This is a genomic window from Exiguobacterium sp. UBA3491, from assembly GCF_002377745.1.
Classification (GTDB): domain Bacteria; phylum Bacillota; class Bacilli; order Exiguobacteriales; family Exiguobacteriaceae; genus Exiguobacterium_A.
Genome location: NZ_DFQK01000015.1, coordinates 33,988 through 58,184, shown reverse-complemented (window position 1 = coordinate 58,184; position 24,197 = coordinate 33,988). Strand labels below are relative to the sequence as shown.

Annotated in this window: 29 protein-coding genes and 1 riboswitch; of the genes, 21 read left to right on the top strand and 8 right to left on the bottom strand. The window is 49.4% G+C overall.

Translation table 11 applies throughout. The annotated features are described in order from the left end of the window. The coding region (locus tag B4F99_RS05230) for a Glu/Leu/Phe/Val dehydrogenase dimerization domain-containing protein (protein WP_290755807.1) at positions 1 to 219 on the bottom strand (219 nt) is incomplete at its 3' end. Positions 220 to 256: 37 nt separating this feature from the next. Further along, positions 257 to 658: a thioesterase family protein gene (locus B4F99_RS05225; RefSeq protein WP_290755804.1), complete on the bottom strand. Its 402-nt coding sequence runs from the start codon at positions 656 to 658 to the stop codon at positions 257 to 259. Between the two features lie 356 nt (positions 659 to 1,014). On the opposite strand from B4F99_RS05225, the gene B4F99_RS05220 reads away from it, so the two are divergent. From B4F99_RS05220 to paaX, 12 genes are all read left to right on the top strand, one after another. Next, entirely contained in the window at positions 1,015 to 2,268 is a 1,254-nt protein-coding gene (locus B4F99_RS05220; protein WP_290755926.1) for a phenylacetate--CoA ligase family protein, read from the top strand. An 18-nt stretch (positions 2,269 to 2,286) separates the two neighbouring features. Beyond that, a complete protein-coding gene (gene paaA, locus B4F99_RS05215; RefSeq protein ID WP_290755802.1) occupies positions 2,287 to 3,258 on the top strand; it encodes a 1,2-phenylacetyl-CoA epoxidase subunit PaaA in 972 nt (323 codons plus the stop codon). 14 nt (positions 3,259 to 3,272) lie between these two features. Then, positions 3,273 to 3,617, top strand: coding sequence for a 1,2-phenylacetyl-CoA epoxidase subunit PaaB (paaB, locus tag B4F99_RS05210; protein ID WP_290755800.1), 345 nt, complete (start codon positions 3,273 to 3,275; stop codon positions 3,615 to 3,617). Beyond that, positions 3,614 to 4,399, top strand: coding sequence for a 1,2-phenylacetyl-CoA epoxidase subunit PaaC (gene paaC / locus B4F99_RS05205; protein ID WP_214856074.1), 786 nt, complete (start codon positions 3,614 to 3,616; stop codon positions 4,397 to 4,399). Before paaB ends, paaC begins: the two co-directional genes overlap by 4 nt. A gap of 14 nt (positions 4,400 to 4,413) precedes the next feature. Then, complete coding sequence (gene paaD, locus B4F99_RS05200) at positions 4,414 to 4,908, top strand: 1,2-phenylacetyl-CoA epoxidase subunit PaaD (protein ID WP_056063796.1); 495 nt, start codon at positions 4,414 to 4,416, stop codon at positions 4,906 to 4,908. 15 nt (positions 4,909 to 4,923) lie between these two features. Further along, positions 4,924 to 5,247, top strand: a complete 324-nt coding sequence (locus B4F99_RS05195; protein WP_023466996.1) for an EthD family reductase — start codon at positions 4,924 to 4,926, stop codon at positions 5,245 to 5,247. After that, positions 5,225 to 6,004: an enoyl-CoA hydratase/isomerase family protein gene (locus tag B4F99_RS05190; RefSeq protein ID WP_290755796.1), complete on the top strand. Its 780-nt coding sequence runs from the start codon at positions 5,225 to 5,227 to the stop codon at positions 6,002 to 6,004. The genes B4F99_RS05195 and B4F99_RS05190 overlap by 23 nt, the downstream gene beginning before the upstream one ends. 5 nt (positions 6,005 to 6,009) lie before the next feature. Beyond that, complete coding sequence (locus tag B4F99_RS05185) at positions 6,010 to 7,518, top strand: aldehyde dehydrogenase family protein (RefSeq protein WP_290755794.1); 1,509 nt, start codon at positions 6,010 to 6,012, stop codon at positions 7,516 to 7,518. Between the two features lie 74 nt (positions 7,519 to 7,592). Further along, complete coding sequence (locus B4F99_RS05180) at positions 7,593 to 8,459, top strand: 3-hydroxyacyl-CoA dehydrogenase (RefSeq protein WP_290755792.1); 867 nt, start codon at positions 7,593 to 7,595, stop codon at positions 8,457 to 8,459. Beyond that, positions 8,456 to 9,664, top strand: a complete 1,209-nt coding sequence (locus B4F99_RS05175) for an acetyl-CoA C-acyltransferase (RefSeq protein WP_290755790.1) — start codon at positions 8,456 to 8,458, stop codon at positions 9,662 to 9,664. The genes B4F99_RS05180 and B4F99_RS05175 overlap by 4 nt, the downstream gene beginning before the upstream one ends. Beyond that, positions 9,661 to 10,428 carry an enoyl-CoA hydratase-related protein gene (locus tag B4F99_RS05170; protein WP_290755788.1) on the top strand — a complete coding sequence of 256 codons (768 nt, stop codon included), beginning with the start codon at positions 9,661 to 9,663 and terminating at the stop codon, positions 10,426 to 10,428. Before B4F99_RS05175 ends, B4F99_RS05170 begins: the two co-directional genes overlap by 4 nt. A gap of 73 nt (positions 10,429 to 10,501) precedes the next feature. Beyond that, positions 10,502 to 11,386, top strand: a complete 885-nt coding sequence (gene paaX / locus B4F99_RS05165; protein WP_053452558.1) for a phenylacetic acid degradation operon negative regulatory protein PaaX — start codon at positions 10,502 to 10,504, stop codon at positions 11,384 to 11,386. Between the two features lie 46 nt (positions 11,387 to 11,432). Here paaX and B4F99_RS05160 read toward each other — a convergent pair whose 3' ends face one another. Beyond that, positions 11,433 to 11,972: a gamma carbonic anhydrase family protein gene (locus B4F99_RS05160; protein ID WP_290755785.1), complete on the bottom strand. Its 540-nt coding sequence runs from the start codon at positions 11,970 to 11,972 to the stop codon at positions 11,433 to 11,435. Between the two features lie 91 nt (positions 11,973 to 12,063). Here B4F99_RS05160 and B4F99_RS05155 point away from each other — a divergent pair, with 91 nt between their 5' ends. The 4 genes from B4F99_RS05155 to B4F99_RS05140 all read left to right on the top strand — a co-directional run bounded on the left by B4F99_RS05155 (position 12,064) and on the right by B4F99_RS05140 (position 14,746). Beyond that, positions 12,064 to 13,002: an NAD(P)H-dependent flavin oxidoreductase gene (locus B4F99_RS05155; protein WP_290755783.1), complete on the top strand. Its 939-nt coding sequence runs from the start codon at positions 12,064 to 12,066 to the stop codon at positions 13,000 to 13,002. A gap of 136 nt (positions 13,003 to 13,138) precedes the next feature. Further along, on the top strand, positions 13,139 to 13,567 hold the full coding sequence (locus B4F99_RS05150) for a DMT family transporter (RefSeq protein ID WP_035411027.1): 429 nt from the start codon (positions 13,139 to 13,141) through the stop codon (positions 13,565 to 13,567). Positions 13,568 to 13,582: 15 nt separating this feature from the next. After that, entirely contained in the window at positions 13,583 to 14,251 is a 669-nt protein-coding gene (locus B4F99_RS05145; RefSeq protein WP_290755781.1) for a Crp/Fnr family transcriptional regulator, read from the top strand. A gap of 12 nt (positions 14,252 to 14,263) precedes the next feature. Beyond that, positions 14,264 to 14,746, top strand: coding sequence for a DMT family transporter (locus B4F99_RS05140; protein WP_290755779.1), 483 nt, complete (start codon positions 14,264 to 14,266; stop codon positions 14,744 to 14,746). Between the two features lie 76 nt (positions 14,747 to 14,822). Here the strand turns inward: B4F99_RS05140 and msrA are convergent, their stop codons facing one another. Further along, positions 14,823 to 15,353, bottom strand: coding sequence for a peptide-methionine (S)-S-oxide reductase MsrA (msrA, locus tag B4F99_RS05135; RefSeq protein ID WP_056063762.1), 531 nt, complete (start codon positions 15,351 to 15,353; stop codon positions 14,823 to 14,825). Between the two features lie 94 nt (positions 15,354 to 15,447). Beyond that, positions 15,448 to 15,551, bottom strand: a riboswitch (SAM riboswitch). A 62-nt stretch (positions 15,552 to 15,613) separates the two neighbouring features. Beyond that, complete coding sequence (locus tag B4F99_RS05130; protein WP_215148357.1) at positions 15,614 to 16,792, bottom strand: M20 metallopeptidase family protein; 1,179 nt, start codon at positions 16,790 to 16,792, stop codon at positions 15,614 to 15,616. A gap of 77 nt (positions 16,793 to 16,869) precedes the next feature. Between B4F99_RS05130 and B4F99_RS05125 the strand changes: the two genes are divergently transcribed. After that, on the top strand, positions 16,870 to 17,163 hold the full coding sequence (locus tag B4F99_RS05125; protein ID WP_035411012.1) for a putative quinol monooxygenase: 294 nt from the start codon (positions 16,870 to 16,872) through the stop codon (positions 17,161 to 17,163). A gap of 55 nt (positions 17,164 to 17,218) precedes the next feature. Here B4F99_RS05125 and B4F99_RS05120 read toward each other — a convergent pair whose 3' ends face one another. Next, positions 17,219 to 19,579 (bottom strand): C40 family peptidase, encoded by a 2,361-nt coding sequence (locus tag B4F99_RS05120; protein ID WP_290755776.1) that lies wholly within the window; start codon positions 19,577 to 19,579, stop codon positions 17,219 to 17,221. Between the two features lie 141 nt (positions 19,580 to 19,720). Beyond that, positions 19,721 to 20,275: a GNAT family N-acetyltransferase gene (locus B4F99_RS05115; RefSeq protein WP_290755774.1), complete on the bottom strand. Its 555-nt coding sequence runs from the start codon at positions 20,273 to 20,275 to the stop codon at positions 19,721 to 19,723. 269 nt (positions 20,276 to 20,544) lie between these two features. Here B4F99_RS05115 and B4F99_RS05110 point away from each other — a divergent pair, with 269 nt between their 5' ends. From B4F99_RS05110 to B4F99_RS05100, 3 genes are all read left to right on the top strand, one after another. Beyond that, positions 20,545 to 20,874, top strand: a complete 330-nt coding sequence (locus B4F99_RS05110; protein ID WP_029340708.1) for a DMT family transporter — start codon at positions 20,545 to 20,547, stop codon at positions 20,872 to 20,874. Beyond that, entirely contained in the window at positions 20,871 to 21,188 is a 318-nt protein-coding gene (locus B4F99_RS05105; protein ID WP_050678973.1) for a DMT family transporter, read from the top strand. Before B4F99_RS05110 ends, B4F99_RS05105 begins: the two co-directional genes overlap by 4 nt. A gap of 128 nt (positions 21,189 to 21,316) precedes the next feature. Further along, positions 21,317 to 22,060 carry a general stress protein gene (locus B4F99_RS05100; RefSeq protein ID WP_064300616.1) on the top strand — a complete coding sequence of 248 codons (744 nt, stop codon included), beginning with the start codon at positions 21,317 to 21,319 and terminating at the stop codon, positions 22,058 to 22,060. Positions 22,061 to 22,171: 111 nt separating this feature from the next. Here B4F99_RS05100 and B4F99_RS05095 read toward each other — a convergent pair whose 3' ends face one another. Further along, entirely contained in the window at positions 22,172 to 22,987 is an 816-nt protein-coding gene (locus B4F99_RS05095; protein WP_290755770.1) for an aldo/keto reductase, read from the bottom strand. Positions 22,988 to 23,119: 132 nt separating this feature from the next. Here B4F99_RS05095 and B4F99_RS05090 point away from each other — a divergent pair, with 132 nt between their 5' ends. Next, on the top strand, positions 23,120 to 24,145 hold the full coding sequence (locus B4F99_RS05090) for an iron-containing alcohol dehydrogenase (RefSeq protein WP_290755768.1): 1,026 nt from the start codon (positions 23,120 to 23,122) through the stop codon (positions 24,143 to 24,145). The last annotated feature ends 52 nt before the right edge of the window (positions 24,146 to 24,197 follow it).

Sequence of the window (24,197 nt, the reverse complement as noted above, 5' to 3'; positions counted from 1 at the left end):
GCCACGTGACAGGCGGAGGACATCGTCAAGTGCTTCATCGACAGAAGCGTAAGGCGCCATGCGGCAACCACCGAGAGCGGGACCGAGCGTCGTATCGTGGATGGCGATGATTGCTTGTAACCCTGAGACAGGGTCGTTGCAAAAGACGACTTGCTCGTGACCCGCGATTTTTTCCATGATCGAGAGCGTTGGATTCGTAGATGGGTTTAACATGTTCATAGTAGAGTCCTCCTCTATCAAATATAAGTAAGCGCTTTCATTTTGTTGGAGCATTGACTTGCAATTTTTCTTGAATCCGGCTTTTTTCTAAAATGAATTGTGTTACTTCTCCTGTTCCAATGACCGCTTGTCCGTCTCGGACTTCGATGTCAGCGTCAACGCGACGTGCTGTGACGCGTGTTACTGTAGCGGTCACGATCAATCGTGCGCCTTCAGCTGCCATACCAAGATGCTTCAGTGAAACTGCACCCCCGACACCTTCTTCACCAGCTTCTAGGTAAGGCAAGATCAGTTGACGTGCTGCCCATTCCATGTGATAAACCATCGAAACGGTGGAGTATGCTGGATGAACGAGCTGACCTTCGAATCGTGCAAACATATCTTCCGAGACGACTGCTTGAATCTCTGCTGTATCCCCGACAGCTAAACCTGGCTTCATCGTGATCCCCCTTCACTACAACGAATCCTCATTCCATCAAGTGGTCTTACCAAAAATAGTATAACACTTGTCACACGATATTTTATCAATCCGTTACAAAATGAGCAAATCATTTCAGAAATATTTTCCAAAAAAAAGACTCTCGTCATGAAAAAATAGCTTTATAAGCCGATTGATTTACTGGTAAGGTGCGTCGAAGTGATAAAGTGAGAATCGTTTGGGAGCATTTAACAAAACAAGATTGACAACATTGTGAACGTATCGTACGTTAAACATATAACTAAAAATAAACGACCGTCTTATTATTGTATACATGATGAGGAGGTGCAGATGTGTACGATCAACATCACGAAACGATGGATGCTCAAACGCGGGAGCAGCTACAAATGGAGCGATTGCGCCAAACGATGGAACACGTCACGCGCGTCCCGTTCTATCAAGAACGTCTGCAGACATTGCAGATGACGGCACATGATTTTCAAACGATCGAAGATCTACGAAAATTTCCCTTCACACGCAAGCAAGATTTACGCGATCATTATCCGTTCGGGCTATTTGCCGTCGAACGAGAACAGGTCACTCGAATTCACGCCTCGTCTGGTACGAGTGGTAAACCGACTGTCGTCGGGTATACGCAAGAAGATTTAGACGACTGGGCAGATGCCGTAGCACGGAGCTTAGTCTTAGCCGGTGGTTCACCAGCTGACTTGTTGCACAATGCCTACGGCTACGGACTGTTCACAGGTGGACTCGGTCTTCATGCAGGTGCTGAAAAACTAGGCATGACGATCTTGCCGATTTCCGGTGGCAACACGGATCGGCAAATCACGTTAATCGAGGATTTCCGACCGGATGGCATCTGTGGGACACCTTCGTATATTTTGCGATTAGCAGAACGCATGATCGAACGGGGGATCGATCCACGCAAGACAAGCATGCGTTACGGCATCTTTGGAGCTGAACCATGGTCGGAAGAGATGCGGCAGACACTCGAACAGACCTTTGATCTACAGGCATTTGATATTTATGGACTCAGTGAAATCATGGGACCAGGTGTCGCGATGGAGTGTCAGGAGCAGGCAGGTCTGCATATCATGGATGACTTATTCATTACGGAAGTCGTCGATCCCGTTACGGGGAAACCGGTACCAGATGGCATGGTCGGGGAACTCGTTTTTACAAGCTTAAAAAAGAAAGCGCTTCCAATCGTTCGTTACCGGACAGGTGACTTAGCATCGATCACGCACGAAGCGTGTGCTTGTGGTCGGACGACAACACGGATGTCACGTGTCAAAGGGCGAACGGACGACATGCTGATTATCCGAGGGGTCAACGTCTTCCCGTCAGAAATCGAGCGGGTCTTACTCCAACAGCCGGACGTGACGCCGCATTATCAAATTCATCTCGTGCGTAAAGCAGGACTCGATGCCGTTGAGCTACATATCGAATTCGAAAACATCTCGGAGCGACAAATGCGTTCGATATGTGACGCCATCAAGTCGGAATGCCTCATTTCCATTGATCTCGTCTGTCACCCGCACCAAGGGTTACCACGATCGGAAGGGAAAGCCGTTCGGATCGTTGATCGACGCTCGACATCACTCGTCTGATTCAAAGGAGGAACTAGCATGTATGATGCAACACAACTGTTCGAACCCGTCCAACTGACGGAAGAAGAAAAATTCGCACGCTTCAAGGAACGAATCGAGCAAGGTGAAAAAATCGAAGCCGATGACTGGATGCCTGATTTTTACCGGGACACGCTAATTAAATTGATTTCGATGCATGGTATCAGTGAAATCATGGGTGCGCTTCCGGAAAAAGAATGGGTTCCAAAAGCACCATCACTTCGCCGGAAGCTTGGCATCATGGCGAAGGTCCAGGATGAGATGGGGCATGGACAACTGTTACTTCGTGTCGTCGAGGATTTGATGAAGCCGTATGGCAAGACACGTGGGGATTTGATGGATGATTTATTTACGGGACGATTGAAATTTCACAACGTCTTCCACATGCCGACACGGTCATGGGCCGATGCCGGAATGATTGGTTGGCTTGTCGATGGGGCGGCAATCATCACGCAGACGAACATGCTCGGCGCTTCGTACGGACCGTACGCGCGTGCCTTGCAACGGATCTGTGCAGAGGAAGTCTTCCACGCACAGCACGGGGAGTCAATCATCATGGCACTCGCAGAAGGAACACCGGAACAGCGGGAAATGATTCAAGAATCACTGGATGAGTGGTGGGAATCCTTGTTGATGTTCTTTGGACCAGCCTCGAAAGAGACGACCGGGACATCGAAACAGGACGTGACGATTGCTTATAAGATTCGGACGAAAACGAATGAAGAGCTCCGGCAAAACTTCTTTACAAAGTACGTGCCGCGGATTCGTTCGCTCGGACTCGTCATTCCAGACCCGACGTTACGTTTTGATGAAGAGACAGGGCAATGGGAATACGCACAGCCGGACTGGACGAAATTCAAGACAATCATCCAAGGTGGAGGACCGCGTTCGAAAGAGCGACTGGATCTGCGCCGGACATCTTATGAGAATAATGCTTGGGTACGGGATGCACTCGCTGAAACGAAGGCATGAGAGGGGAAGGTACGATGAACGAGACGTTCTATCACGAATTCGAAGTCTTTAGCAAACGGACGCCGAACGCGGCGTTCACGCATCAATTCAGTTTACTTGCTCCAAATAAAGAGATGGCACTGTTGATGGCACAAGAAAATTTCATGCGCCGAGAACCAGTCGTCGATATCTGGGTCGTCAAACGTGAAGATATCCGTGGTTTGACACCCGATGAAAAGCAGATGCTCCAACGGCTCGACAATAAAGATTACCGGACGACGAAAGGATACGGCTACTTGAAGAAAAAATGGCGGCATTATGAGCAACAGATGCTCGATGAAAAAGAAATCATGTCGTGGCAAGGAGGCGATTCGAAATGACGGAACAAGAACGGACGGCACTCGCCTCCTTACTGTATCAACTCGCAGATGATGACTTTCTCTATGCGTATCGTGGTTCGGAATGGCTCGGGCTTGCACCGCATATCGAAGAGGACGTCGCTTCATCCTCGATCGCGCAAGATTCGATGGGACACGCGGCGATGTATTACCAACTCCTTGAGGAACTTGGTGAAGGGAATGCTGATGCGTTAGCCCACGTCCGCTTGGCACACGAACGGAAGAACTCGATTCTTGTCGAACGTGTCAATGGACCCGGCTATTATATGGAAAAACCCGAATATGACTGGGCATTCGCTGTCGTCCGGAACTATTGCTATACAGTCGCGAAAAAGATTCGGATTGATGCGTTGAAATCGAGCAGTTACGAGCCACTCGCTGCGGCTGCCGTCAAGATCAACATGGAGTTGTACTATCATTTGCTGCACTGGCAAACATGGTTCACCCAACTTTATCAATCGACGGAGACAGCTCGCCAGAAGATGGATGCAGCCCTAGAAAAAGTCCTCTATGACTTCGGCGACATGTTCGATTATGGCGAACACGGTCAACTGATCGAAGAGATGCGGTTGATTGAAGGGCAAGGGATTTTACTTGATTGTTGGTATCAGACGATCACACCGTTACTCGTCGAATTGAACGTGACCCTCCCAGAAATGCAGATGACACGCAACGGGCGGGACGGCGATCATACGGAAGACTTGAATGATGCACTCGCGACACTCGGAGAAGTCTATCTGATTGATCAAACGGCGACGTGGTGAAAGGAGAGGGAAGCATGACGACGACACTTCAACATGCAATCCGTGAAGCCCTGAACGGGGTGAAGGATCCAGAAATCGATAGCGTCAGTATTTTAGATCTTGGCATGGTCGAAACGATGGACGCGGAAGCGACGGCGCATGGCTACACGGTGCACGTCACGCTTCTCCCGACGTTTCTCGGTTGTCCGGCGCTTGAAATCATTAAAAAAAATACCGAAGCTGCTTTGCAGGTGATTCCGAACGTCGAGCAGGTCGATGTCCAGTTCCGGTTTGATCCACCGTGGACGTCAGACCGGATCACAGAACAAGGGATGCAAGGATTGAAGGCATTCGGCATCGCACCCCCTCGATTCGAACAAGGGAAGTGGGAGATCGACTGTCCGTACTGTGGGTCGACGTACGTGACGATGGAAAACTTATTCGGACCGACCGCTTGTCGAAGTATTCTCTATTGTAAATCGTGTAAAAATCCATTCGAGGCGATGAAACCCGTCTCTACTCTCATGTGAAGGAAGGTAATCAATATGGCAAAATTAATCGCACTGTACAAACATCCGGAAAACAAGGAAGCATTCGATCAGCATTACTTTGAGGTCCATGGTCCATTGACAGCAAAAATTCCAGGACTGCAAGAAATGAATGTCACGAAAATCGTCGGTTCACCAATGGGCGGGGACGGAAAGTATTACTTGATGTGCGAGATGGTCTATGAAAGTCAGGAAGCGATGCAAGCAGGCATGCGTTCTCTCGAAGGAAAAGCGTCAGGGAAAGACTTGATGAGCTTTGCGGGGGATCTCGTCACATTGATGATTGGTGAAGATGTCCATGCCGACACAACAGTACGTTAAGACGGAAATGGTTGGTCGGATCGGTCGAATTCGCCTCGACCGGACGGCACGATACAATGCGCTGAACCGGACGATGGTCCGCGAAATCGTCGAGGCGATGGAGATATTTGATCGTGACGATCGGGTGACGGTCATCGTCTTGACGGGAAACGGAAAGTCGTTTTCAGCAGGTGCCGATATCGAGGAGATGCTCGAAGCGACACCGATCTCGATGGAACTCCTCGATCCGTTCGCGGACTGGGACCGGATCAGCCGAATCAAAAAACCGATCATCGCAGGTGTCCATGGTTTCGTCCTTGGAGGCGGTTTCGAACTGGCGCTCGCTTGTGATTTAATCTACGCCGATCCCGCGACTCAGTTCGGTTTTCCAGAAGTCGGACTCGGCGTCATGCCGGGAGCAGGCGGGACGCAACGTTTGACAAAATGCATCGGTCGGACGCGGGCGCTCGAATGGCTCTTCACGGGTGACCGGATGCAGGCAGACGAAGCAGAACGACTTGGCATCATCAATCGAGTGACGATGGATGTTGAAGCGACGGTGCTTGCGATGGCAGAGCGGTTATCGAACCAGCCGAGCATGGCGTTACGACTGATCAAGGATGCAGCAAACAAAGCCGTCGATTTATCGTTACAAGATGGCATGGAGCACGAACGTCGGAACTTCTATCTGTTGTTCGCAACAGCCGATCAAACAGAAGGTATGCAAGCTTTTCTCGAAAAACGCCCACCGATTTTCAATCAACAGGAACAGGAGTGAATAAAATGTCGACAGTACATGAAAAAACACTTGAAATGAAACGGTCCGTCTATCATTTGCTCATTAACGGCGAACAAGTCGAAGGTGCAACAGGCGAGACATTTAAAACATATAATCCGGCAACAGGTGAAGTGATTGCGGAAGTTGCAAAAGCCTCGAAGGAAGACGCTGATCGTGCCGTTCAAGCCGCACGGGATGCGTTTGATCACGGGAAGTGGAAGATGTGGCCGGTCGGACGCCGCGCGCAAATCTTAAATAAGATTGCGAGCATCATGCGTTCCCGCTTCAACGAAATCGTTGAACTCGAGATTCTCGATACAGGGAAATCACTAGCAGCGGCACAAGGACAAGTCACGCAAGCGATTGAAGACTTTGAGTTCTACGCAGGTGCGATCGTCGGTCATCGTGGTGTCGTCAATAACATGCCGGGACAATTCCATAACTACACAGAAAAAGAAGCGGTCGGTGTTTGTGCGCAAATCATTCCGTGGAACTATCCATTGATGATGGCAGCTTGGAAAGTCGCACCAGCGATTGCAGTCGGTTGTTCGGTCGTCGTCAAACCAGCGACATTGACTCCGTTGACAGCGATCATTCTCGGTGAGATTTGTCTAGAAGCTGGCGTTCCGGCAGGTGTCGTCAACGTCATCCCAGGCTCAGGACGCGAAATCGGCAACCATCTCGTCGAGCATCCAAACGTCGATAAAGTCGCCTTCACGGGCTCGACGCCAGTCGGAAAAGACATCATGGGACGTGCCTCGGAAACACTAAAACGAGTCACACTCGAACTCGGTGGAAAATCACCGAACATCGTCTTTGAAGATGCAGATGTGACAGCAGCCGTTGATGGTTCGTTGTTCGGAATCTTCTATAACAGCGGTCAATCATGTGAAGCACGCTCGCGTTTGTATGTTCACGAAGAGATTTACGACGCGTTCATGGAGCAATTCGTCGCGAAGACAAAACAACTCGTTCTCGGCAATCCATTTGATAAAGGGACACACGTCGGAGCGATCATCGACCAACAACAAGTCGATGTCATCGATGGATACGTCCAGTCAGCGAAAGCAGACGGAGCGACAATCGTCACAGGTGGTCATGCGACAGCACCAGAAGGATACGAAAAAGGCTTCTGGTACGCACCAACGATCATCACGGACGTCACGCACGAGATGAAAGCGGTCAATGAAGAAATCTTCGGACCGGTCGTCGTCGTCATGCCGTTCAAAGATGAAAAAGAAGCGATTCGTTTAGCGAACGACACATCGTTTGGACTCGGATCAGCGGTTTGGACAAAAGACGGTGCAAAAGCGACGCGCGTTGCCAACCAAATCAAAGCCGGTATCGTCATGGTCAACTGTCCGTTCTCTGCTTTCCCAGGTACACCGTTTGGTGGGTATAAGCAATCAGGATTCGGTCGTGAACTCTGTATCGAAACACTTGATCTGTACACAGAAACGAAGAGTATCTTGTCGTATTACGGCAGTCGTCCACTCAATCCGTTCGGACTATAAGCAAGAGGGAAGGCTGGAGTTCCGTCGGGAAGTCCAGCCTTTTTTAACAGCACAGGGGATAAGGGGGAAGTCAGATGATAGAACAAATCGTTGTCGTCGGATCCGGCGTCATGGGACGTGGCATTGCGTACGTTGCCGCACACCGCGGATTTCAGGTGACACTCGTTGATATCAAAGAAGCGTATGTCGAAAGTGCCTATCAAGAACTCGAACGCATCGCGGAGAAAGGCATTACGCGAGGCAAAATGTCCGCGAGTGAAGTCGAGGGACTGTTCGATCGATTAAGTTTGTCGACGGATTTAGCAACAGCTGCACAACAAGCGGATCTCGTCATTGAGGCGGTACCGGAACAACTCAGCATTAAACAGCAAGTCTTTGAAACGTTAGAAGCGAATGCACGTCCGGACTGTTACTTTGCGACGAACACGTCGACGATGAGTCCGACGGAAATTGCCTCTTTTACGAACCGGGCGGACCGGGTCATGGCGATGCATTTCTTCAATCCGGTTCATTTGATGCCACTGATCGAGCTCGTTCGTGGTCTTGAGACGTCGGATGAGACGGTTGCTGCCTTAGAGAAAGTGGCGCGTCAGATGCAAAAGGAAACGGTCGTCATCCGTGAGTTTCCCGGTTTTGTGACTTCACGGATCAGTGCGCTCGTCGGAAACGAAGCGTTTTATATGTTGCAAGAAGGGCTTGGAACACCGGAAGAGATCGATAAAGCAATCAAACTCGGCTTGAATTATCCGATGGGACCCTTTGAACTGGGTGACTTGGTCGGACTCGATACTCGACTCCACAACTTAAAGTATCTCCATGAGAAACTCGGTGAAAAATACCGTCCGGCACCACTGCTTGAACAGTATGTCAAAGCCGGTCGACTCGGTCGTAAAACAGGTCGTGGGGTTTACGACTACACGAATCGTGAGGTGACGTCATGAAACGTGTTGCCATCATCGATGCCGTTCGGACACCAATCGGTCGCTATAACGGCGCGTTGCGTCAAGTTCGCCCGGATGATTTAGGGGCACGTGTCATCGAAGCGTTGCTGAAGCGCAATCCACAAGTCGATCCAAAGACGATCGAGGAAGTCATTTTCGGCAATGCGAATCAGGCGGGGGAAGATAACCGGAACGTCGCCCGGATGTCCGGACTGTTGGCTGGTCTACCGGTCGAAGTCGCCGGTACGACGATCAATCGCTTATGTGGATCAGGACTCGATGCTGTCATCGCAGCTGCTCGCGGAATTGCCTTAGGTGAAGGGGACATCTATATCGCTGGAGGAACGGAAAGCATGACACGTGCACCGTTCGTCCTCGCGAAGCCGGATCAAGCCAACCCACGTGGCAATCAGACGATGTATGATACGACAATTGGCTGGCGGTTCGTCAATGATCGTTTAGCAGATAAATATGGAACGGATTCGATGCCAGAGACAGCTGAGAACGTCGCCCGTCAGTACGGCATCTCACGCGAAGCACAGGATGACTTTGCGTTTGAGAGTCAGCAACGCGCAAAACGAGCCATCGAGGCAGAGCGCTTCACGGAAGAACTAGTTGCGGTTACGCAAATGGATCGGAAAGGCAACGTCAGCGTCTTTGATCAAGATGAACACCCACGCCCTGAGACGACACGTGAGAAACTCGCGACGCTTCGTCCTTTATTCCCGAACGGTACCGTGACGGCGGGAAATGCATCTGGCGTCAACGATGGTGCGTCGGCGCTGTTATTGATGAGTGAAGAAAAAGCAAACGAACTCGGCTTGACACCGCTTGGGTATTACCGAGCGAGTGCGACAGCAGGCGTTAAACCCGCCATCATGGGCATCGGACCGATCGACGCGACGGAAAAAGTTCTTAGACGGGCAGGATTGACGGTCGAACAGCTCGATCAGATTGAGTTGAACGAAGCGTTTGCGGCTCAAAGTCTTGCTTGTATTGAAGCACTCGGTCTACCGAGCGAAAAAGTCAACGTCAACGGCGGAGCGATTGCCTTCGGTCATCCGCTCGGCGCAAGTGGAGCGCGGATTTTGACGACGTTATTGCATGAGATGCGCCGGACGAACCGGACATATGGTCTTGCCACGATGTGTGTCGGAGTTGGACAAGGGATCGCACTCGTCGTCGATCGGGAGGGACTCGTATGATTCATTTGGAACGAGAAGGCTATATCGCGATCGTCCGGATCGATCGCCCAGAACGGTTGAACTGTCTCGATTATCCGACACTTGTCGCCTTACAGGAACAAGTCGATATGTTGTCGGCCGACTTGGAAGCGCGGGTCGTCCTGTTCACCGGAACCGGTAAAGCTTTCAGTGCCGGCGCCGATTTAAAGGAACGCGTACATTTGAATGAAGAAGAAGTCCGACGTAATGTCCTTGCGATTCGCAACGTCTTCACCTCGATTGCACAATTACCCCAACCGACGATCGCTGCCGTCAATGGGCACGCGCTCGGTGGTGGCTTTGAATGGATTCTTGCCTGTGATTTCCGCTTTCTCGTCGAGGATGCACTCGTCGGGTTGACGGAAACTAGCTTCGGAATCATTCCTGGGGCTGGCGGAACACAACGCTTGCCACGATTGATTGGGGAGACCCGGGCAAAGGAATTGATCTTCACGGCGAAAAAAATCGATGCGATGACAGCAGAACGGTACGGACTCGCGACAGCCGTCGTCGCCCGGGAAGCGTTGATGACGACCTGTCTTGAGTTTGCCCATCAAATGTTACAGAACGGACCAATCGCCTTGCGCCAGGCGAAGCGAGCAATTGATCAAGGACGGGACGTCTCACTCGAGAAAGGACTGCAGCTCGAGACGGAAGCCTATGAAGTCGTCATTCCGACCGCCGATCGTCAGGAAGCGCTACAAGCCTTCGCTGAAAAACGACCACCACGCTTTGAAGGAAGATGAGGATGGTCGACGTTTGAAATAACCCGTATACTAACGATACACACTATGAACGACTGAAGAGAGAGTGAATACCATGAGTGCGAACACCCAATCAATGATCTTTACGATTTACGGCGATTATATCCGTCATTACGGCAATCAAATCTGGGTCGGGAGTTTAATTCGACTCGTCAAAGAGTTCGGACATAACGAACAAGCCGTTCGGGTCGCAGTATCCCGGATGGTCAAACAAGGCTGGCTCGTCTCCGAGAAGCAGGGGAGTAAAAGCTTCTATTCGTTGACGCCGCGTGGGGTGGAACGGATGGAAGAAGCAGCGCGCCGGATCTATAAATCAACACCGCACGACTGGGACGGGAAGTGGCGGACGTTAATGTACACGATTCCTGAGGATAAGCGACAGATTCGCGATGAGCTTCGTAAAGAACTGACGTGGAGTGGGTTTGGCAACTTATCAAACGGGGTCTGGATTTCGCCGAATCCGCTTGAAAAAGAGGCGGAACGATTGATTGAAGCGTACGAAATCGAAGAGTATGTCGATTTCTTCGTCGGTGAATACCACGGTCCAAAGCAAGACCAATCCCTTGTTGAGCGCGCTTTTCCACTAGAGGAATTGCAGGAACGTTACGAAACGTTCATCACGGATTATAGCCGGCAATACATCGTCCATCAGAGTCAGCTCCAACTAGGAGAAATGACGGATGAGCAGTGTTTCGTCGAACGGACGATGCTCGTACATGAGTACCGGAAATTCCTCTTCACGGATCCGGGACTCCCGCAAGAACTATTACCGGATGCTTGGAGCGGACACCATGCGGCACTGTTGTTCGAGCAATATTACCGTCTGCTTGCGCAACCAGCGAGCCGGTTCTTTGAATCAATCTTTGAAGAGACACACGATGTGTCACAACGTAGCGCTTCGTATGATGCAACAGAACACCCGCTGTTTGCGGAACGATGATATACAAAAGAGCGGGACGGATCGCGCGATCCGCCCCGCATTCGTGTCATTCAGATGTGTTCTGTTCAGCTGATCCTGCGAGAATGTTTCGGAAAGCATATCCTTTATCGACGTAGGAATCAATCGACTCCTGAATCATCGCGAGATCCGCTTCCGTCAGTTCACGCACGACTTTACCGGGTGAGCCGATGATCAGCGAACGGGGTGGGAAGACTTTTCCTGATGGAATCAACGCGTTCGCCCCGATGATGCATTCTTCACCGATGTCTGCATGATCAAGAACGGTCGCGCCCATTCCGACGATCGAACGACGTCCGATTTTACAGCCGTGTAAAATCGCGTTATGTCCGACCGTCACTTCATCCTCGATGACGACAGGTGCGCCTTCGTACAGATGAATCGTTGCGTTGTCTTGGATACTGCAGCGTTTGCCGATTGTAATCGGTCCTTCGTCACCGCGTAAGACAGCGTTGAACCAGATGGTAGACTCGGAACCGATTGTGACGTCTCCAATCAGATAAGCGCCAGGAGCGATGAATACATCGGATGCTACGTTCGGATGAATCGATTGATACGGAATCTTCATAACAGAACGACCTCATTTCTAGGATAAGATGAACTACTATTCATTCCCTGTCAGTATATCATGCGGTGGGAGTCGAGAACGGAGGAAAGATATGTTTCCGATTTGTGAGCTATTCAACATTCGTTATCCATTGATCCAAGGAGGGATGGGTAACATTAGTCATGCAGCACTCACGGCAGCGGTGTCGAATGCCGGAGGACTCGGAACGCTTGGGTGCGGTACGTTGTCGGTCGATGAAGTAAAGTCTCGGATTCAGGAGACACGAATGCTGACGGATCAACCGTTTGCCTTGAACATCGCGATTCGTGTGTCTCCTTATACGGAAGCACTGATCGATCTCGCGATTGCAGAAAAGATCCCGGTCGTCTCCTTGTCGGCGGGAAATCCGGCACCGTACATAGAGCGACTTCAAGTTGCCGGTATCAAAACGATCGCGGTCGTCGCTTCAGTCAAACAGGCAGTAAAGGCAGAACAGGCAGGGGCAGATGTACTCGTAGCGGAGGGAGTTGAAGCGGCAGGCATCAATTCACCGCTCGAGTTGACGACACTGACCTTGATTCCGCAACTCGTCGATCGGGTCAACATTCCGGTCCTTGCAGCAGGTGGGATTGGCGATGGGCGTGGACTAGCAGCTGTCCTTTTGCTTGGTGCTGCCGGCGTCCAGCTCGGAACACGGTTGATCGCGACGGAAGATGCGAAGGTCCATCCAGTTTATAAATCGCGCTTAACGGATGCGACAGATACCGATACACGCATCATCGGGCGCTCCGTTGGATTTGTCCGACGTGTCCTTGGTGGTCCTTACGTCGAACACCTCACAGCCGAGACACCTGCTGCTTTTCTCGATCAGACGAATGAGTCGTATCATATTACAGGCGCTCTTGAAGGCGATGAAGAGAAAGGATATGTCAACGCTGGACTGGTTGCCGGTTTGATTGGTGATGTGCCAACGGTTGCTGAGTTGTTTATGCGCATGATGGAGGAAGCAGAGGAACAGCTGAAGCGGACGACTGCTCGTTTTGCGACATGAACATACAATGATGACCCGTAAACCCGCTTTCCACAAGCGGGTTTTTTCATGTTTTTTTGAAAATGGGACATTTGTCCTTTTCAAGTGAGGCACGAATAAGGTCTACTCTAGTGTAGAGATTAAAGGAGGAGATGACGTGCAAGGAGTCGTGTTTGCTTTGATGAGCGGTCTGTTCATCGCCCTGCAAGGCATATTCAATGCGCGCCTTGCGACAGGCGTCGGACCGTGGTTATCCGTATTGATCGTCCACTTTGTTGGTCTGATGGGTTGTTTAGTCATTTATAGCTTCGTACGAGATCGGAAAATCGGCGGATTCCGTCAGTTACCGTGGATTTATGCGAGCGGTGGTTTGATTGGCGTGCTAGTCGTCGTAACGGAACTGACAGCGATCCAAAAACTCGGCATGACATGGGCGATGTGTTTGTTACTCGTCGCGCAGATTTTATGTGCCTTTCTGATTGATTTAAAAGGATGGTTCGGTGTCTTAAAAAAACAAGGAAATCGTGGTCAGTGGGTTGGTGTGGGTCTCATGCTTGCAGGAGTTGCGATTTTCTCACTTGCCTAAAGGGAGGGAACGAACATGGAAACCGTCATCCAACAATATGGACTGGATACGATTTTAACGAAAGAGACGCGCGCTTGGTTGCGTGAAGAAACCTTCCGAAAAGGAGAACTCCTCTGTACGACCGGTGCGACAATCGACCGGATGTACTTCATCGTCGCAGGCAAGGTCAAGATTTCTGCTGCTTCATCAGAAGGAAAACAACGGATTTTACGATTCAAAACACCACTGACAGTGATTGGTGACGCCGAGTTCATCAATGAACGAGAAGTGTTGAATACAGTTGAGGCGGTGACCGATGTCGATGTGTTGAGCGTGCCGTATACGATTTTACGCGAGCACAATACGACGAATGTCTTTCTGCAATTTTTACTAAGAACAATTACAGCGAAGTGGTATGCCGATTCGAAATCAGCGTCGCACCACGTACTCTATACGGTCGAGGAGCGATTTGCAGGCTACTTATTATCGATTGCGTCCGAAGCTAGTGACAGTTTGTTTTATCAGGAGATGCGGACGTCGAATCTACATGACGTCGCTGACTGGCTTGGAACAAGTTATCGTCATCTCAACCGGATCATCACGAAGTTGTGTGAGGAAGAGATTCTTGTTCGACGACGTGGCAAGATCATCATCGTCGATTTGGAACGGATTCGCGAGAAAGCGAACGGTAACAGCTATGAGTAAGGAGGAACGAACATGATAATAGGCATTGTGTGTGCCGTATTGGCTGGAATGTTAATCAGTTTGCAGACGGTATTGAATGCTCGGATGAGTAATGCATTCGGCGCATGGGCAACGACGACGCTGGTTTTCTTCGTCGGCTTCATCGGAGCAAGCATCACGTATGTCCTGTTTCGTGGTGGAACGATCGGACAGATTCAAAACGTGTCACCACTCTACTGGTTCGGTGGACTCGTGGGTGTCGGTGTCGTCTTTTGTGTCATGCGCGGGATTCAATTGCTTGGTCCGTCCGTCGCGATTTCTGTCGTGTTGATTTCGCAGTTGAGCTTTGCCCTTGCTGTTGATACGTTCGGTTGGTTCGGTTTGCCACAAATCGACTTATCGTTTGGTCAGCTCATCGGTCTCGCTGTCATGGTGTGTGGCATCTTCGTCTTGAAACGGTATCAAGTCGTGGCACCGGAACAACAGGCAAAGGATCAAGTAGAACGTGTTTCATGACTTACTTTTTCCATAACAATGAAACAGGTCAGCAAACCAACGTTTACTGACCTGTTTTTATATACATTTTTTTGAATCAGACCGTCGTCGTATCTTTCCATTCCTGTTCGATGAAAGCATCGCGACCAGAAGCAGCACGATCTTTTTTATAGTGTTCTGGATTTTTCTTATGGAAGTCTTGGTGGTACTCTTCCGCCGGATAAAATTCAGAAGCAGCATCGATCCGCGTCACGATTGGTTGTTTGAAACGGTTGCTTGCAGCAAGAGCGTCACGAGAAGTAATCGCAGCTTCATGCTGCGCATCCGTATGATAGAAGATTGCTGGCGCGTACTGCGTGCCGCGATCTTGGAATTGACCTTCTGCATCCGTCGGATCCGTTTGTGGCCAGTAGAGTTCGAGCAGACGCTCGTACGGGAACAGGCTCGGGTCAAACGTGATTTGGACGACTTCGAGATGTCCCGTCGTTCCTGTCTTGACTTGCTCGTATGTCGGATTGTCGACGTGTCCGCCCATGTAACCTGATACGATTCCCTCGATTCCTGGTAATTCTTCAAACGGTGTCACCATGCACCAAAAACATCCACCTGCAAATGTTGCTTTTTCCATCTGTCTCTTCCTCTCCGTGGGAAATCCCCATTGTATGTCTGACAGCGAGAAAACGAAAACGACTCCTTCGCTTGGTTGCAAAAGGAGTCGCCGCTTTTTATCAACCAAAGCTTTCGCTTTGCTGGTCGTAGCACCTTGCTATGCGCAGGTTGCTGGGACGTCATCGATCCAGATCTCTCGGTCCACTCTTGATAAGGGTATATGAAGTTGATGTCATTCGTTATCATTGTTGTGATGATACCATTCACACAGAAATAAAGTCAATCCTTAGGTTTCAAGGCACGTAAAACCGTCGCTCCGAGTGTCTTCGCACCAATCAACAACGCCTGTTCGTTGATTTCGTACTGCGGATGATGCTGTGGATAGTTGACGCGACCGTCCGTATATCCGGAGCCAGTAAAGAAATAACTTCCCGGGACATGTGTTAGATAATGCGCGAAGTCATCCGCAGCCATCATTGGTGTGAGTGCCCGGACGGATGCTTCCGGTAAGAAAGAAGCGGCTTCCTGAACAAGTTTTGTCTCGTCCGGATGATTCCAGAGTGCTGGATAACCAGTCGTGAAGTCGATTGAATAGGTAGCACCGATGCCGGCACATGTCGTTTTGGCGACAAGATCGACTTCTTGCCGGAGCTGATGCCGCAATGTCTCATTGAACGTCCGAATTTCACCGACGATGCGTGCTTCACCCGTGACGATGTTCGGAGCCGTTCCCGCATGGAAAGAACCAATTGCAAGAACAGCAGGCTCAAACGGATCGACCCGTCGACTGACGAGATGCTGTAAGTTGCAGACGAGTTGCGCTCCAGCGACGAGAGCATCTTTTGTTTTATGCGGTGCCTGGGCATGACCACCTTGACCATGGACGATGATTTCGAATTCGTCGATCGCACACAATGTATGTCCTTCCCGGAACCCAATCGTGCCAACCGGTAAATCATTTTCGAGATGTGTCGCAAAAATTGCATCGACCCCTTCGAGGACGCCGGCTTCAATCATTTGAATTGCTCCACCGGGAAAGACCTCTTCGCCATGCTGGTGGATGATTCGAATCGTTCCTTGCAATTGATCGCGTAACGGATAGAGCGTAGCAGCCAGGGCCATCACCATTGCCGTGTGACCATCATGCCCGCAAGCATGCATGATACCAGGATGGATCGACCGGAAAGCAAGCGTTGTCTCTTCCTGAAGTGGTAATGCGTCAAAATCTGCGCGGACAGCAATCGTCGGACCAGGCTGTTTACCTTCAATCGTCGCGACGACACCACGACCTCCGACGGCTGTTTGATAAGGGATGCCCTGCTCCGCGTAAAAGTTTGCAATTCGTTCTGGTGTGCGGACTTCCTGGAAAGAGAGTTCCGGATGTCGATGAAAATCACGACGTAACGCGATCATCGTGGGTTCGAATTGTTCAAGTGCTTCAAAAAGTTGAGTTTGCATCTTCAAGCTCCTTTGACGTGTGTCTTTTCGTGAAAATGGGTACATATACAGGTAATCACGAAAGGGGATAATGAAACATGGGAGAAATCGTCGTCAACGCTGTACTTACCATCAAAGCTGGACTTGCGGATCAAGTCTTCCCGATTTTACAAACGGTTTATCATGCTTCACAAAAAGAAGAAGGATGCTTACGTTATTCCTTGCACCAATCGATCGAGGATGAGCATCAATTCATGCTGTATGAAGTGTATCGGGACGAAGAAGCGCTTGAAGCGCATATCGCATCCGACCACTATAAAGCCTATCGTGAACAGATCGAATTATACTTGATGGACCGACAAGTGGCGAAATACGTCGAGATGACTTTCTGACGTGTTGCGATAAGAAGAGACGAACCCGTCGAAACCGACGGATTCGTCTTTTTTATTACATCGATTTAAAGCCGAGGAAATGCTCCTGCCAACGCGGTTCATAGATTGAATTGATTTGCAGCTGTGAACCACCCGCATGGATGAAGTGTTCGTTGTCGAGCATGATTCCAATATGCGATGGACCGTCTGTATAGGTGTTCTGGAAGAAGACGATATCTGAGCGTTTACCACTTGAGATGCTCGTCCGGCGATTCGTAAAGAAAGCACCGTACCAGTAGCCACGAACGTTCGTCCGACCACCGTATTTTCCAGCCTTGTTCGTCGCGTAGTGAATCAAACCGGAACAGTCAAAACCACCATTCACGGCATCTTGCGAACCCCATGTGTATGGTGTGCCGATATGTTGGACTGCTGCTTGGATCAGCTTTTCACCACGCGTATTCGTATTATTCTTTTTAACGACCCGTTTATCGGACGTGATCGTCACAGCGGATACAGGAAGATAAACAGGTGTCCAGCCTGACTGGATGACATAGAAGTTTCCGACTCGATGACGCGGATAAACCCGTTTGCCTTGTTCAACGAGTCCGCTACCTTTTGGACTTGTTGGACTCGCAAAGAACGACGTCGTCTGTTTGACCGTATAGATTTTCGCCCGGTCGATCGCTTTTTGTGTCAGTTTCATATCGGGTTTGCTCGTGCTGATATAAGGGTTGAGGACGTAACCCGTTTGACCATTTGCCAGGCGAACTTGCCAAAAATCATCATCAATTGATTTTAGACCGATTAATTTCGTCCCTTTCTTCAAATAGGCAGCTGGGCGACTGTAAGCCACGTCGGCAGAGAAGAGTGGCGTCTGGTCCAGGTGGACATAAAATGTCGTGCCTTTTTTTGCTTTTGCCGTCGGCTTGTTCAGTCCGATACGACTCGAATCGACGAAACCAAAGGCATTTTTATATTTGACGCGTGTATAATAACCGCTTTTTCCGTAAATCGAAATCGAGGTACCTTTTTTTAGTGTGCCGATTTTTTTGCTCGAAAGTTTTGCCTGCGAACGAATGACGACATCGTCTTCCGTCACGTAGCGTTGACCAGTGACGTCATACAGATCCGGCTTTTTCGTCACGAGATCCGTCGTCTTGACGTAGCCGTAGACCGCTCCTTTTTTCAAGCGTGTGTAACTACCGCTTGTGCCGTAAACCGTTAGTTTGTCAGCTCGTTTGACGGAATACATAATTTTGCTCTTCGTCGAAGCAGACGTGTAGACGGACAAGTTGCGTTTCGCGTATCGTGTCCCGGTTGATGCATAGACTTTTCCAGTACCGAGATCAGCTGTCTTGACGTAAGCATGAACTCCACGGAAGATGATCCGGCTATAGGTACCGCTTGTGCCATACACCGTCAGCAGCGTATTCGTTTGGTGTTGCTTCAAGACAGGACTTGAAGATTTGGCGTCCGAATAGATTGGCGTAGCGCGCTGAACATAGAGGCGTGCAGTCTTCGGATAGTACTTTAATGTCCCAAGATGTGCCGTCAACACATAGGCATACTCGTCGTTTCGTTTGATTCGTGTAAATGACCCCTCGATGCCGTACGTCTGAAGAGAAGTATTCACAGGAAGCGATTGTACGACTTTTCCTTTCGTAGTCGCAGTAGCATAGACCGTCGTCTGCTGTTGGACGTAACGCACCCCTGTTTCCGGATGGTTCACGATTGGCGTATCTGCTAAATCAGTCGTCAATACGAAGGCGTAACCCGTCTTAGTCGCAACACGTGTAAAAGTACCGATCGTACCGAACGTTTCGAATGCTTGATTTTGAGTGACAGCTGACTTCGCGCTCGTCGTCTTCGGTTCAACGAAAAGAGAAGTCGCTCGTTTGGCATAACGCGTTCCAACTAATTTCGGAAGTTGCTCGAGTTGTGTCGTAGAGACGTAGACGTATTGATCGTCCCATTTCAGACGTGTGAACGTGTCGAAAGTGCCGTATGTATCGATTCGCTGATAGGCGGGAAGTGTCGTCACGACGGTGGAATCAAATGGTGAAGCAACTAATGAGAGTGGACCTTTCGACGTCAGTGTTGCTTGTTTTTGAAAGACAGGTGCTGTTTGCGTCAACGCGTTTGTTGCGACATAAGCAGCGCCTTCTTGCCAACTGACACGGGTAAAGTCACCGTCCGTGCCAAGTGTCTTGAATGTCGTTCCTGCTGGTAGTTGTTGGATGACCGTTGCGGAATCAGCCGTTTGTAGCAACGCAGCATCCTTTTTCAAATAAGCCGTTCCGATCGTCTCGGTGACTGTTTGTGTTTCTGCCGTTGGTTGAGCAGGTGGCGATTCAGCGAAAGCGGGTGGGGGTAAAACCGAGCTCAACATTAACGTTGCGGCAAGTCCAGCAACATGAGCAGTCCATTTTTTCATCAAGAGGTTCACTCCAATTCTTAAAATTTGTCATTATGAATAGTGTAGCATGCGCTTGTTTAAAAATTGATAAAAATCAAAAAAATAGGAGATTGTCCATAAAAAAACGGTATGCCTCGGCACACCGTTTGAAGTCATATGTTAGTTATCTTCTTCGTGATCCACTTGCCATTCCCAATCGAGCATGCCGTAAATCAAGGAATCGCGCCAGTGGTCTTCGAGATAGACCGTCTCGCGAAGCTGTCCTTCCTTCGTCATGCCGACCTTTTGCAACACGCGTTCGGAAGCGACGTTCCGTGGGTCACACGTTGCCGTGATGCGGTGTAGTTCTAGTTTTTCGAAACCGAATTGGAGAAGGAAAGAGGCGATCGACGTCGCATATCCGTTCCCCCATTCATCAGGCGAGAGGACGTATCCGATTTCGGCGATTTTATTATCAACGTCTGTGATGACGAGTTCACCGGCACCGATGACGACGTCACTTGGAAACGTCACGGCAAAGACATAACGACGTCTTGGTGTCTCGAGTTCACTTTCAAGCGCATCATGTAGGAATTGTTTCGTATCCGTTTCGGTATTCGGTCCCCATGATTGGAATTGACTGACGATGGGTTGTGAGGCATAGGCGTGAACCGCTTCTATATCTTCTGGTGTAAAACGACGAATCCGAAGTTGATCATTGATTTTATAACGCATGCAGCATCCTCCTCTTTCAGATGAAGTCACTTTGATTCTATTTGACAGATGGGGAACGGATTCCTGTTTGACACGGGAAAAAGGGCGTGCTAGGGTGGTTGTATCGAATGGAATAGGGAGTATCCTCTAGGGTTCCGTACGGCTGGACCGAGGGAGGAACATGGACGTTTGTCCATGCAACGGAGGGATAAAAGCCCGGGAGTAAAGCGAATCGTCTCGCTTGCTCCCGGGCTTTTTCATTTGAATTTACCTATCAGGAGGCAATTACTATGGCAAAGTATTGGATTGGCATCATCGTCGCAGCGTGTTTTGAAGTGGGCTGGGTCATCGGATTAAAACATGCGGCAACACCACTTGAGTGGGCTGCAACGATCGTCTGTATCATCGTTAGCTTTACCGTGCTAATTAAAGCGAGTAACCATTTACCAGTCGGAACGGTCTATGCTGTTTTCGTCGGTCTCGGAACAGCAGGAACGGTCGTGACGGATATCGTCTTGTTCGATCAAGCCGCTTCCGTGATGAAATTAGCATTGATTGCTGTCTTACTCGTCGGCGTCATCGGTCTGAAATTAGTCAGTGGAGAGGAGAAATCAGCATGAGTTGGATTTATTTAATCATTGCCGGAATCTTTGAGATGTTTGGTGTCGTCTTGATCAATACGTTCAATCAAAATAAGAATGCGAAGAATCTACTGTTGATGGGAACAGGATTCGGACTCAGTTTTCTATTTTTGACACTTGCGATGAATGGTTTACCGATGGGAACAGCGTACGCGGTATGGACGGGAATCGGAGCAGCGGGAGGTGCGATTCTCAGCATGATGCTCTATAACGAATCAAAAGACTGGAAGCGACTGGTCTGCATCGGTCTTGTCTTGAGTGCTACAATCGGCTTGAAACTCGTCGGTGAATGATCGTTTACATGTCAAACAGATGACGTTTTAATGGAACGCATGTTTTTTGGCATATTTTAACGCAAAAGAGGAAATACTCCTTATAGAAGTCACGCATGACAAATCGTGTCGATAAGGGGAGAATATTCATGAAAACGAAACAATATATCGGAACATTCTATTCAGAAGAAGAATTGATCTCAAAAATGGATGAGTTACACATTCAGGGACATCGGGAGGAAGACTTCTACGTTATCGTCAAGGAGAAGTCGAACATCGCACTCGTCCGTAGCCAGATGGACGCAGAAATCGCGACGACGAAACCGTCTTGGATCGACCGGATTCGTGGAAACAAAGGACGCGATCAAGAAGTCGATGATCTGTTCGGGTCACTTGATCTATCAGACAATGAGATCGAACAACGCAAAACGGAAGTCGAAGGTGGAGGCTTCGTTCTGTTGCTTGAAGTCCAAGACATCCAGTTCGATCCACATTTAAATACAGATAATACACATCCTGATGTAAAGGTTCGTTATGGTAGTGGCGAAGAGACGCATACGTCATCAGATGCGAATTCCAATGCACAGCTCGGCTCCGGTAATCCGCTTGATATTGATAAAGATTCGAAGGAAGAGCATGCAGAGATTGATTTGCATCGTGCCGGTACGGATAAGATGCCGCAAGACGAGCAGGCAATCGATCATTCAAAAAAACTCGACGGGAACCGGGAACCGGACATCGCGATGCGTCGGGATGATGATTTCCGACGTCCGGAAACAGAACGCGAGGAAAAAGAACATGATGCAACGCAAGACGGCGAAGAACATCGTCAATCGAAACATCAATCAGATGACATCGCCAAGCAAGACCATGGAAATAATTTAGACCGCTAAAATAATAGATTAGAATCACGCATCAGGGTCATCATCAAAGAAGGTACTTTCCGGATCAATTCCGAAAGGTACCTTCTTTTTGTATGGAGATTAAACGAGAATCGTCTCGTCTTATTTATGATCCGGATTTGATCCTGTACGCACGTTGGCGTTCAATTGATCGATGGCTTGCATATCAGCGTCTGACAAGGTGAAGTCGAAGACATCAAGATTTTCGCGAATGCGGCTTGGCGTGACAGATTTCGGAATCGCGACGATATCGTGTTGCAAGTGCCAACGGAGGACGACTTGAGCTGGCGTTTTCTGATGACGATCGGCAATATCGACGATGACCGGATGCGTTAACGCGTCGCGTCCTTTCATCAATGGACTCCAAGCTTCAACGACGATACCGTGCTTGCGGCAAAAGTCTCGGATCGCTTCTTGGCTGAGGAACGGATGGAGTTCAATCTGATTGACGGCAGGAACGATTGATCCTTCGGCTAAAATTCGTTCCAAGTGCGGAATATGGAAGTTCGAAACACCGATAGCACGCGTCTTTCCTTCTGAATAGAGATGTTCGAGCGCCCGCCATGTCTCGACATAACGATCTTCTTTTGGCATCGGCCAATGAATCAGGTACAAATCGACGTAATCGACACCAAGCTTTTGCAGACTCGTCTCGAAAGCGGCAAGTGTCTCTTCATAGCCGTGATCGGAATTCCAGACTTTCGTCGTTAGAAAGATCTCTTCTCGGGGAATGCCTGAGTCACGCAGCGCGCGACCGACACCTTCTTCGTTCTCGTAAATCATCGCCGTATCGATCGAACGATACCCGGCGCGGAGTGCTTCGCTGACCGCTTCATATACTTCTTCTTCCGGTACTTTAAAGACACCATATCCGAGTTGGGGCATACTGATGCCGTTGTTTAACGTGATCTGTTGCATCGATTCATCGACTCCTTTGTAGTGAACTGTTGTCTTTTCTAGTGTACGCTCTCCTTCTATGAAAATCGAATGATTGCCGAAGCGAGTTCTTTTGCGTATACTGAGCGATAACAAATATTAGGAGGCGATCCTGTGATTCGACAAGCTGTTTTGCAATACATACATGAGGAAAACACGCTCGATCAACTCAAAGAAGTGATAGGTAATCGTTCAGCAGTCCTGATTCATGGACGTCAGGCCTATGAAGCAGCCGCTTTTGCTTTACCAGAGTTACCACGTCTTTTATTTGAAGGGCATTGTACGGATCAACAGGTGGAAGCTTTCAAACAAGTATGTGCTCCGTACGATGTGATTCTCGCGCTCGGAGGCGGGAGTGTCATCGATACGGCAAAACAGGTCGCGTTTCAACTGAGACGCCCGATCATCATCATTCCGACGATCGTCTCGAACTGTGCTCCGTGGACTCCGCTTAGTGTCATGTATAACGAAGAGGGACAGTACATCCGATTTGATACGTTCCCCGTCGTGATTGAAGCCCTTTTACTCGATCATCGGATCATCGCAGCGAGTCCGTATGATTATTTTGTAGCGGGGCTCGTCGATACGTTAGCGAAGTGGTATGAAGCACGTGCCTTAAGCGGATCATCGGCTGAAGATCCCGTCATCGAGATGGCACTTCGGACGGCTGAACGTTGTAAGGATCTTATCTTGTCGACGAATATAACGGAAACGCGTTTTCGTGAGTATCCCGTTGAAATGCAACATCTCGTCGAAACCGTCATTCCGTTAGCCGGAAGCATTGGTGGTTTTGGTGACGCGGCGACGCGTGGTGCAATCGGACACGCAGTGCATAACGCGTTATCTCCTCATCCAGAAACGCATGCGTTCTTGCACGGGAGTAAGGTCGGTTACGGACTACTCGTTCAAGAGAAGTTACTCGGACATGATGATGATTATGCAGAGTTGCGTGACTATCTTCTTGCACAAGAGCAGCCGACGGCACTCGCAGACTTCGCATTATCGCTCGATGTCGTCGAAACACTTGCTTTACGGACATCGAAAGAGGAATTGTGTCGTCTGTTGCGTCCGATCGTGTCAATGGAACAACTAGTGGATGCTATTACACGGAACGAGACGGTTTTCGTTTCGACGACTTAACATAAAAATACACACATGTGCCGAATAATCATCAAACGGTCCATGTGCGTAT

Excerpts from the sequence above, each read along its gene's own strand:
- B4F99_RS05225 (WP_290755804.1), bottom strand. The coding sequence starts at position 658 with ATGAAGCCAGGTTTAGCTGTCGGGGATACAGCAGAGATTCAAGCAGTC.
- B4F99_RS05220 (WP_290755926.1), top strand. The coding sequence starts at position 1,015 with ATGGATGCTCAAACGCGGGAGCAGCTACAAATGGAGCGATTGCGCCAA.
- paaA (WP_290755802.1), top strand. The coding sequence starts at position 2,287 with ATGTATGATGCAACACAACTGTTCGAACCCGTCCAACTGACGGAAGAA.
- paaB (WP_290755800.1), top strand. The coding sequence starts at position 3,273 with ATGAACGAGACGTTCTATCACGAATTCGAAGTCTTTAGCAAACGGACG.
- paaC (WP_214856074.1), top strand. The coding sequence starts at position 3,614 with ATGACGGAACAAGAACGGACGGCACTCGCCTCCTTACTGTATCAACTC.
- paaD (WP_056063796.1), top strand. The coding sequence starts at position 4,414 with ATGACGACGACACTTCAACATGCAATCCGTGAAGCCCTGAACGGGGTG.
- B4F99_RS05195 (WP_023466996.1), top strand. The coding sequence starts at position 4,924 with ATGGCAAAATTAATCGCACTGTACAAACATCCGGAAAACAAGGAAGCA.
- B4F99_RS05190 (WP_290755796.1), top strand. The coding sequence starts at position 5,225 with ATGCCGACACAACAGTACGTTAAGACGGAAATGGTTGGTCGGATCGGT.
- B4F99_RS05185 (WP_290755794.1), top strand. The coding sequence starts at position 6,010 with ATGTCGACAGTACATGAAAAAACACTTGAAATGAAACGGTCCGTCTAT.
- B4F99_RS05180 (WP_290755792.1), top strand. The coding sequence starts at position 7,593 with ATGATAGAACAAATCGTTGTCGTCGGATCCGGCGTCATGGGACGTGGC.
- B4F99_RS05175 (WP_290755790.1), top strand. The coding sequence starts at position 8,456 with ATGAAACGTGTTGCCATCATCGATGCCGTTCGGACACCAATCGGTCGC.
- B4F99_RS05170 (WP_290755788.1), top strand. The coding sequence starts at position 9,661 with ATGATTCATTTGGAACGAGAAGGCTATATCGCGATCGTCCGGATCGAT.
- paaX (WP_053452558.1), top strand. The coding sequence starts at position 10,502 with ATGAGTGCGAACACCCAATCAATGATCTTTACGATTTACGGCGATTAT.
- B4F99_RS05160 (WP_290755785.1), bottom strand. The coding sequence starts at position 11,972 with ATGAAGATTCCGTATCAATCGATTCATCCGAACGTAGCATCCGATGTA.
- B4F99_RS05155 (WP_290755783.1), top strand. The coding sequence starts at position 12,064 with ATGTTTCCGATTTGTGAGCTATTCAACATTCGTTATCCATTGATCCAA.
- B4F99_RS05145 (WP_290755781.1), top strand. The coding sequence starts at position 13,583 with ATGGAAACCGTCATCCAACAATATGGACTGGATACGATTTTAACGAAA.
- B4F99_RS05140 (WP_290755779.1), top strand. The coding sequence starts at position 14,264 with ATGATAATAGGCATTGTGTGTGCCGTATTGGCTGGAATGTTAATCAGT.
- msrA (WP_056063762.1), bottom strand. The coding sequence starts at position 15,353 with ATGGAAAAAGCAACATTTGCAGGTGGATGTTTTTGGTGCATGGTGACA.
- B4F99_RS05130 (WP_215148357.1), bottom strand. The coding sequence starts at position 16,792 with ATGCAAACTCAACTTTTTGAAGCACTTGAACAATTCGAACCCACGATG.
- B4F99_RS05125 (WP_035411012.1), top strand. The coding sequence starts at position 16,870 with ATGGGAGAAATCGTCGTCAACGCTGTACTTACCATCAAAGCTGGACTT.
- B4F99_RS05120 (WP_290755776.1), bottom strand. The coding sequence starts at position 19,579 with ATGAAAAAATGGACTGCTCATGTTGCTGGACTTGCCGCAACGTTAATG.
- B4F99_RS05115 (WP_290755774.1), bottom strand. The coding sequence starts at position 20,275 with ATGCGTTATAAAATCAATGATCAACTTCGGATTCGTCGTTTTACACCA.
- B4F99_RS05110 (WP_029340708.1), top strand. The coding sequence starts at position 20,545 with ATGGCAAAGTATTGGATTGGCATCATCGTCGCAGCGTGTTTTGAAGTG.
- B4F99_RS05105 (WP_050678973.1), top strand. The coding sequence starts at position 20,871 with ATGAGTTGGATTTATTTAATCATTGCCGGAATCTTTGAGATGTTTGGT.
- B4F99_RS05100 (WP_064300616.1), top strand. The coding sequence starts at position 21,317 with ATGAAAACGAAACAATATATCGGAACATTCTATTCAGAAGAAGAATTG.
- B4F99_RS05095 (WP_290755770.1), bottom strand. The coding sequence starts at position 22,987 with ATGCAACAGATCACGTTAAACAACGGCATCAGTATGCCCCAACTCGGA.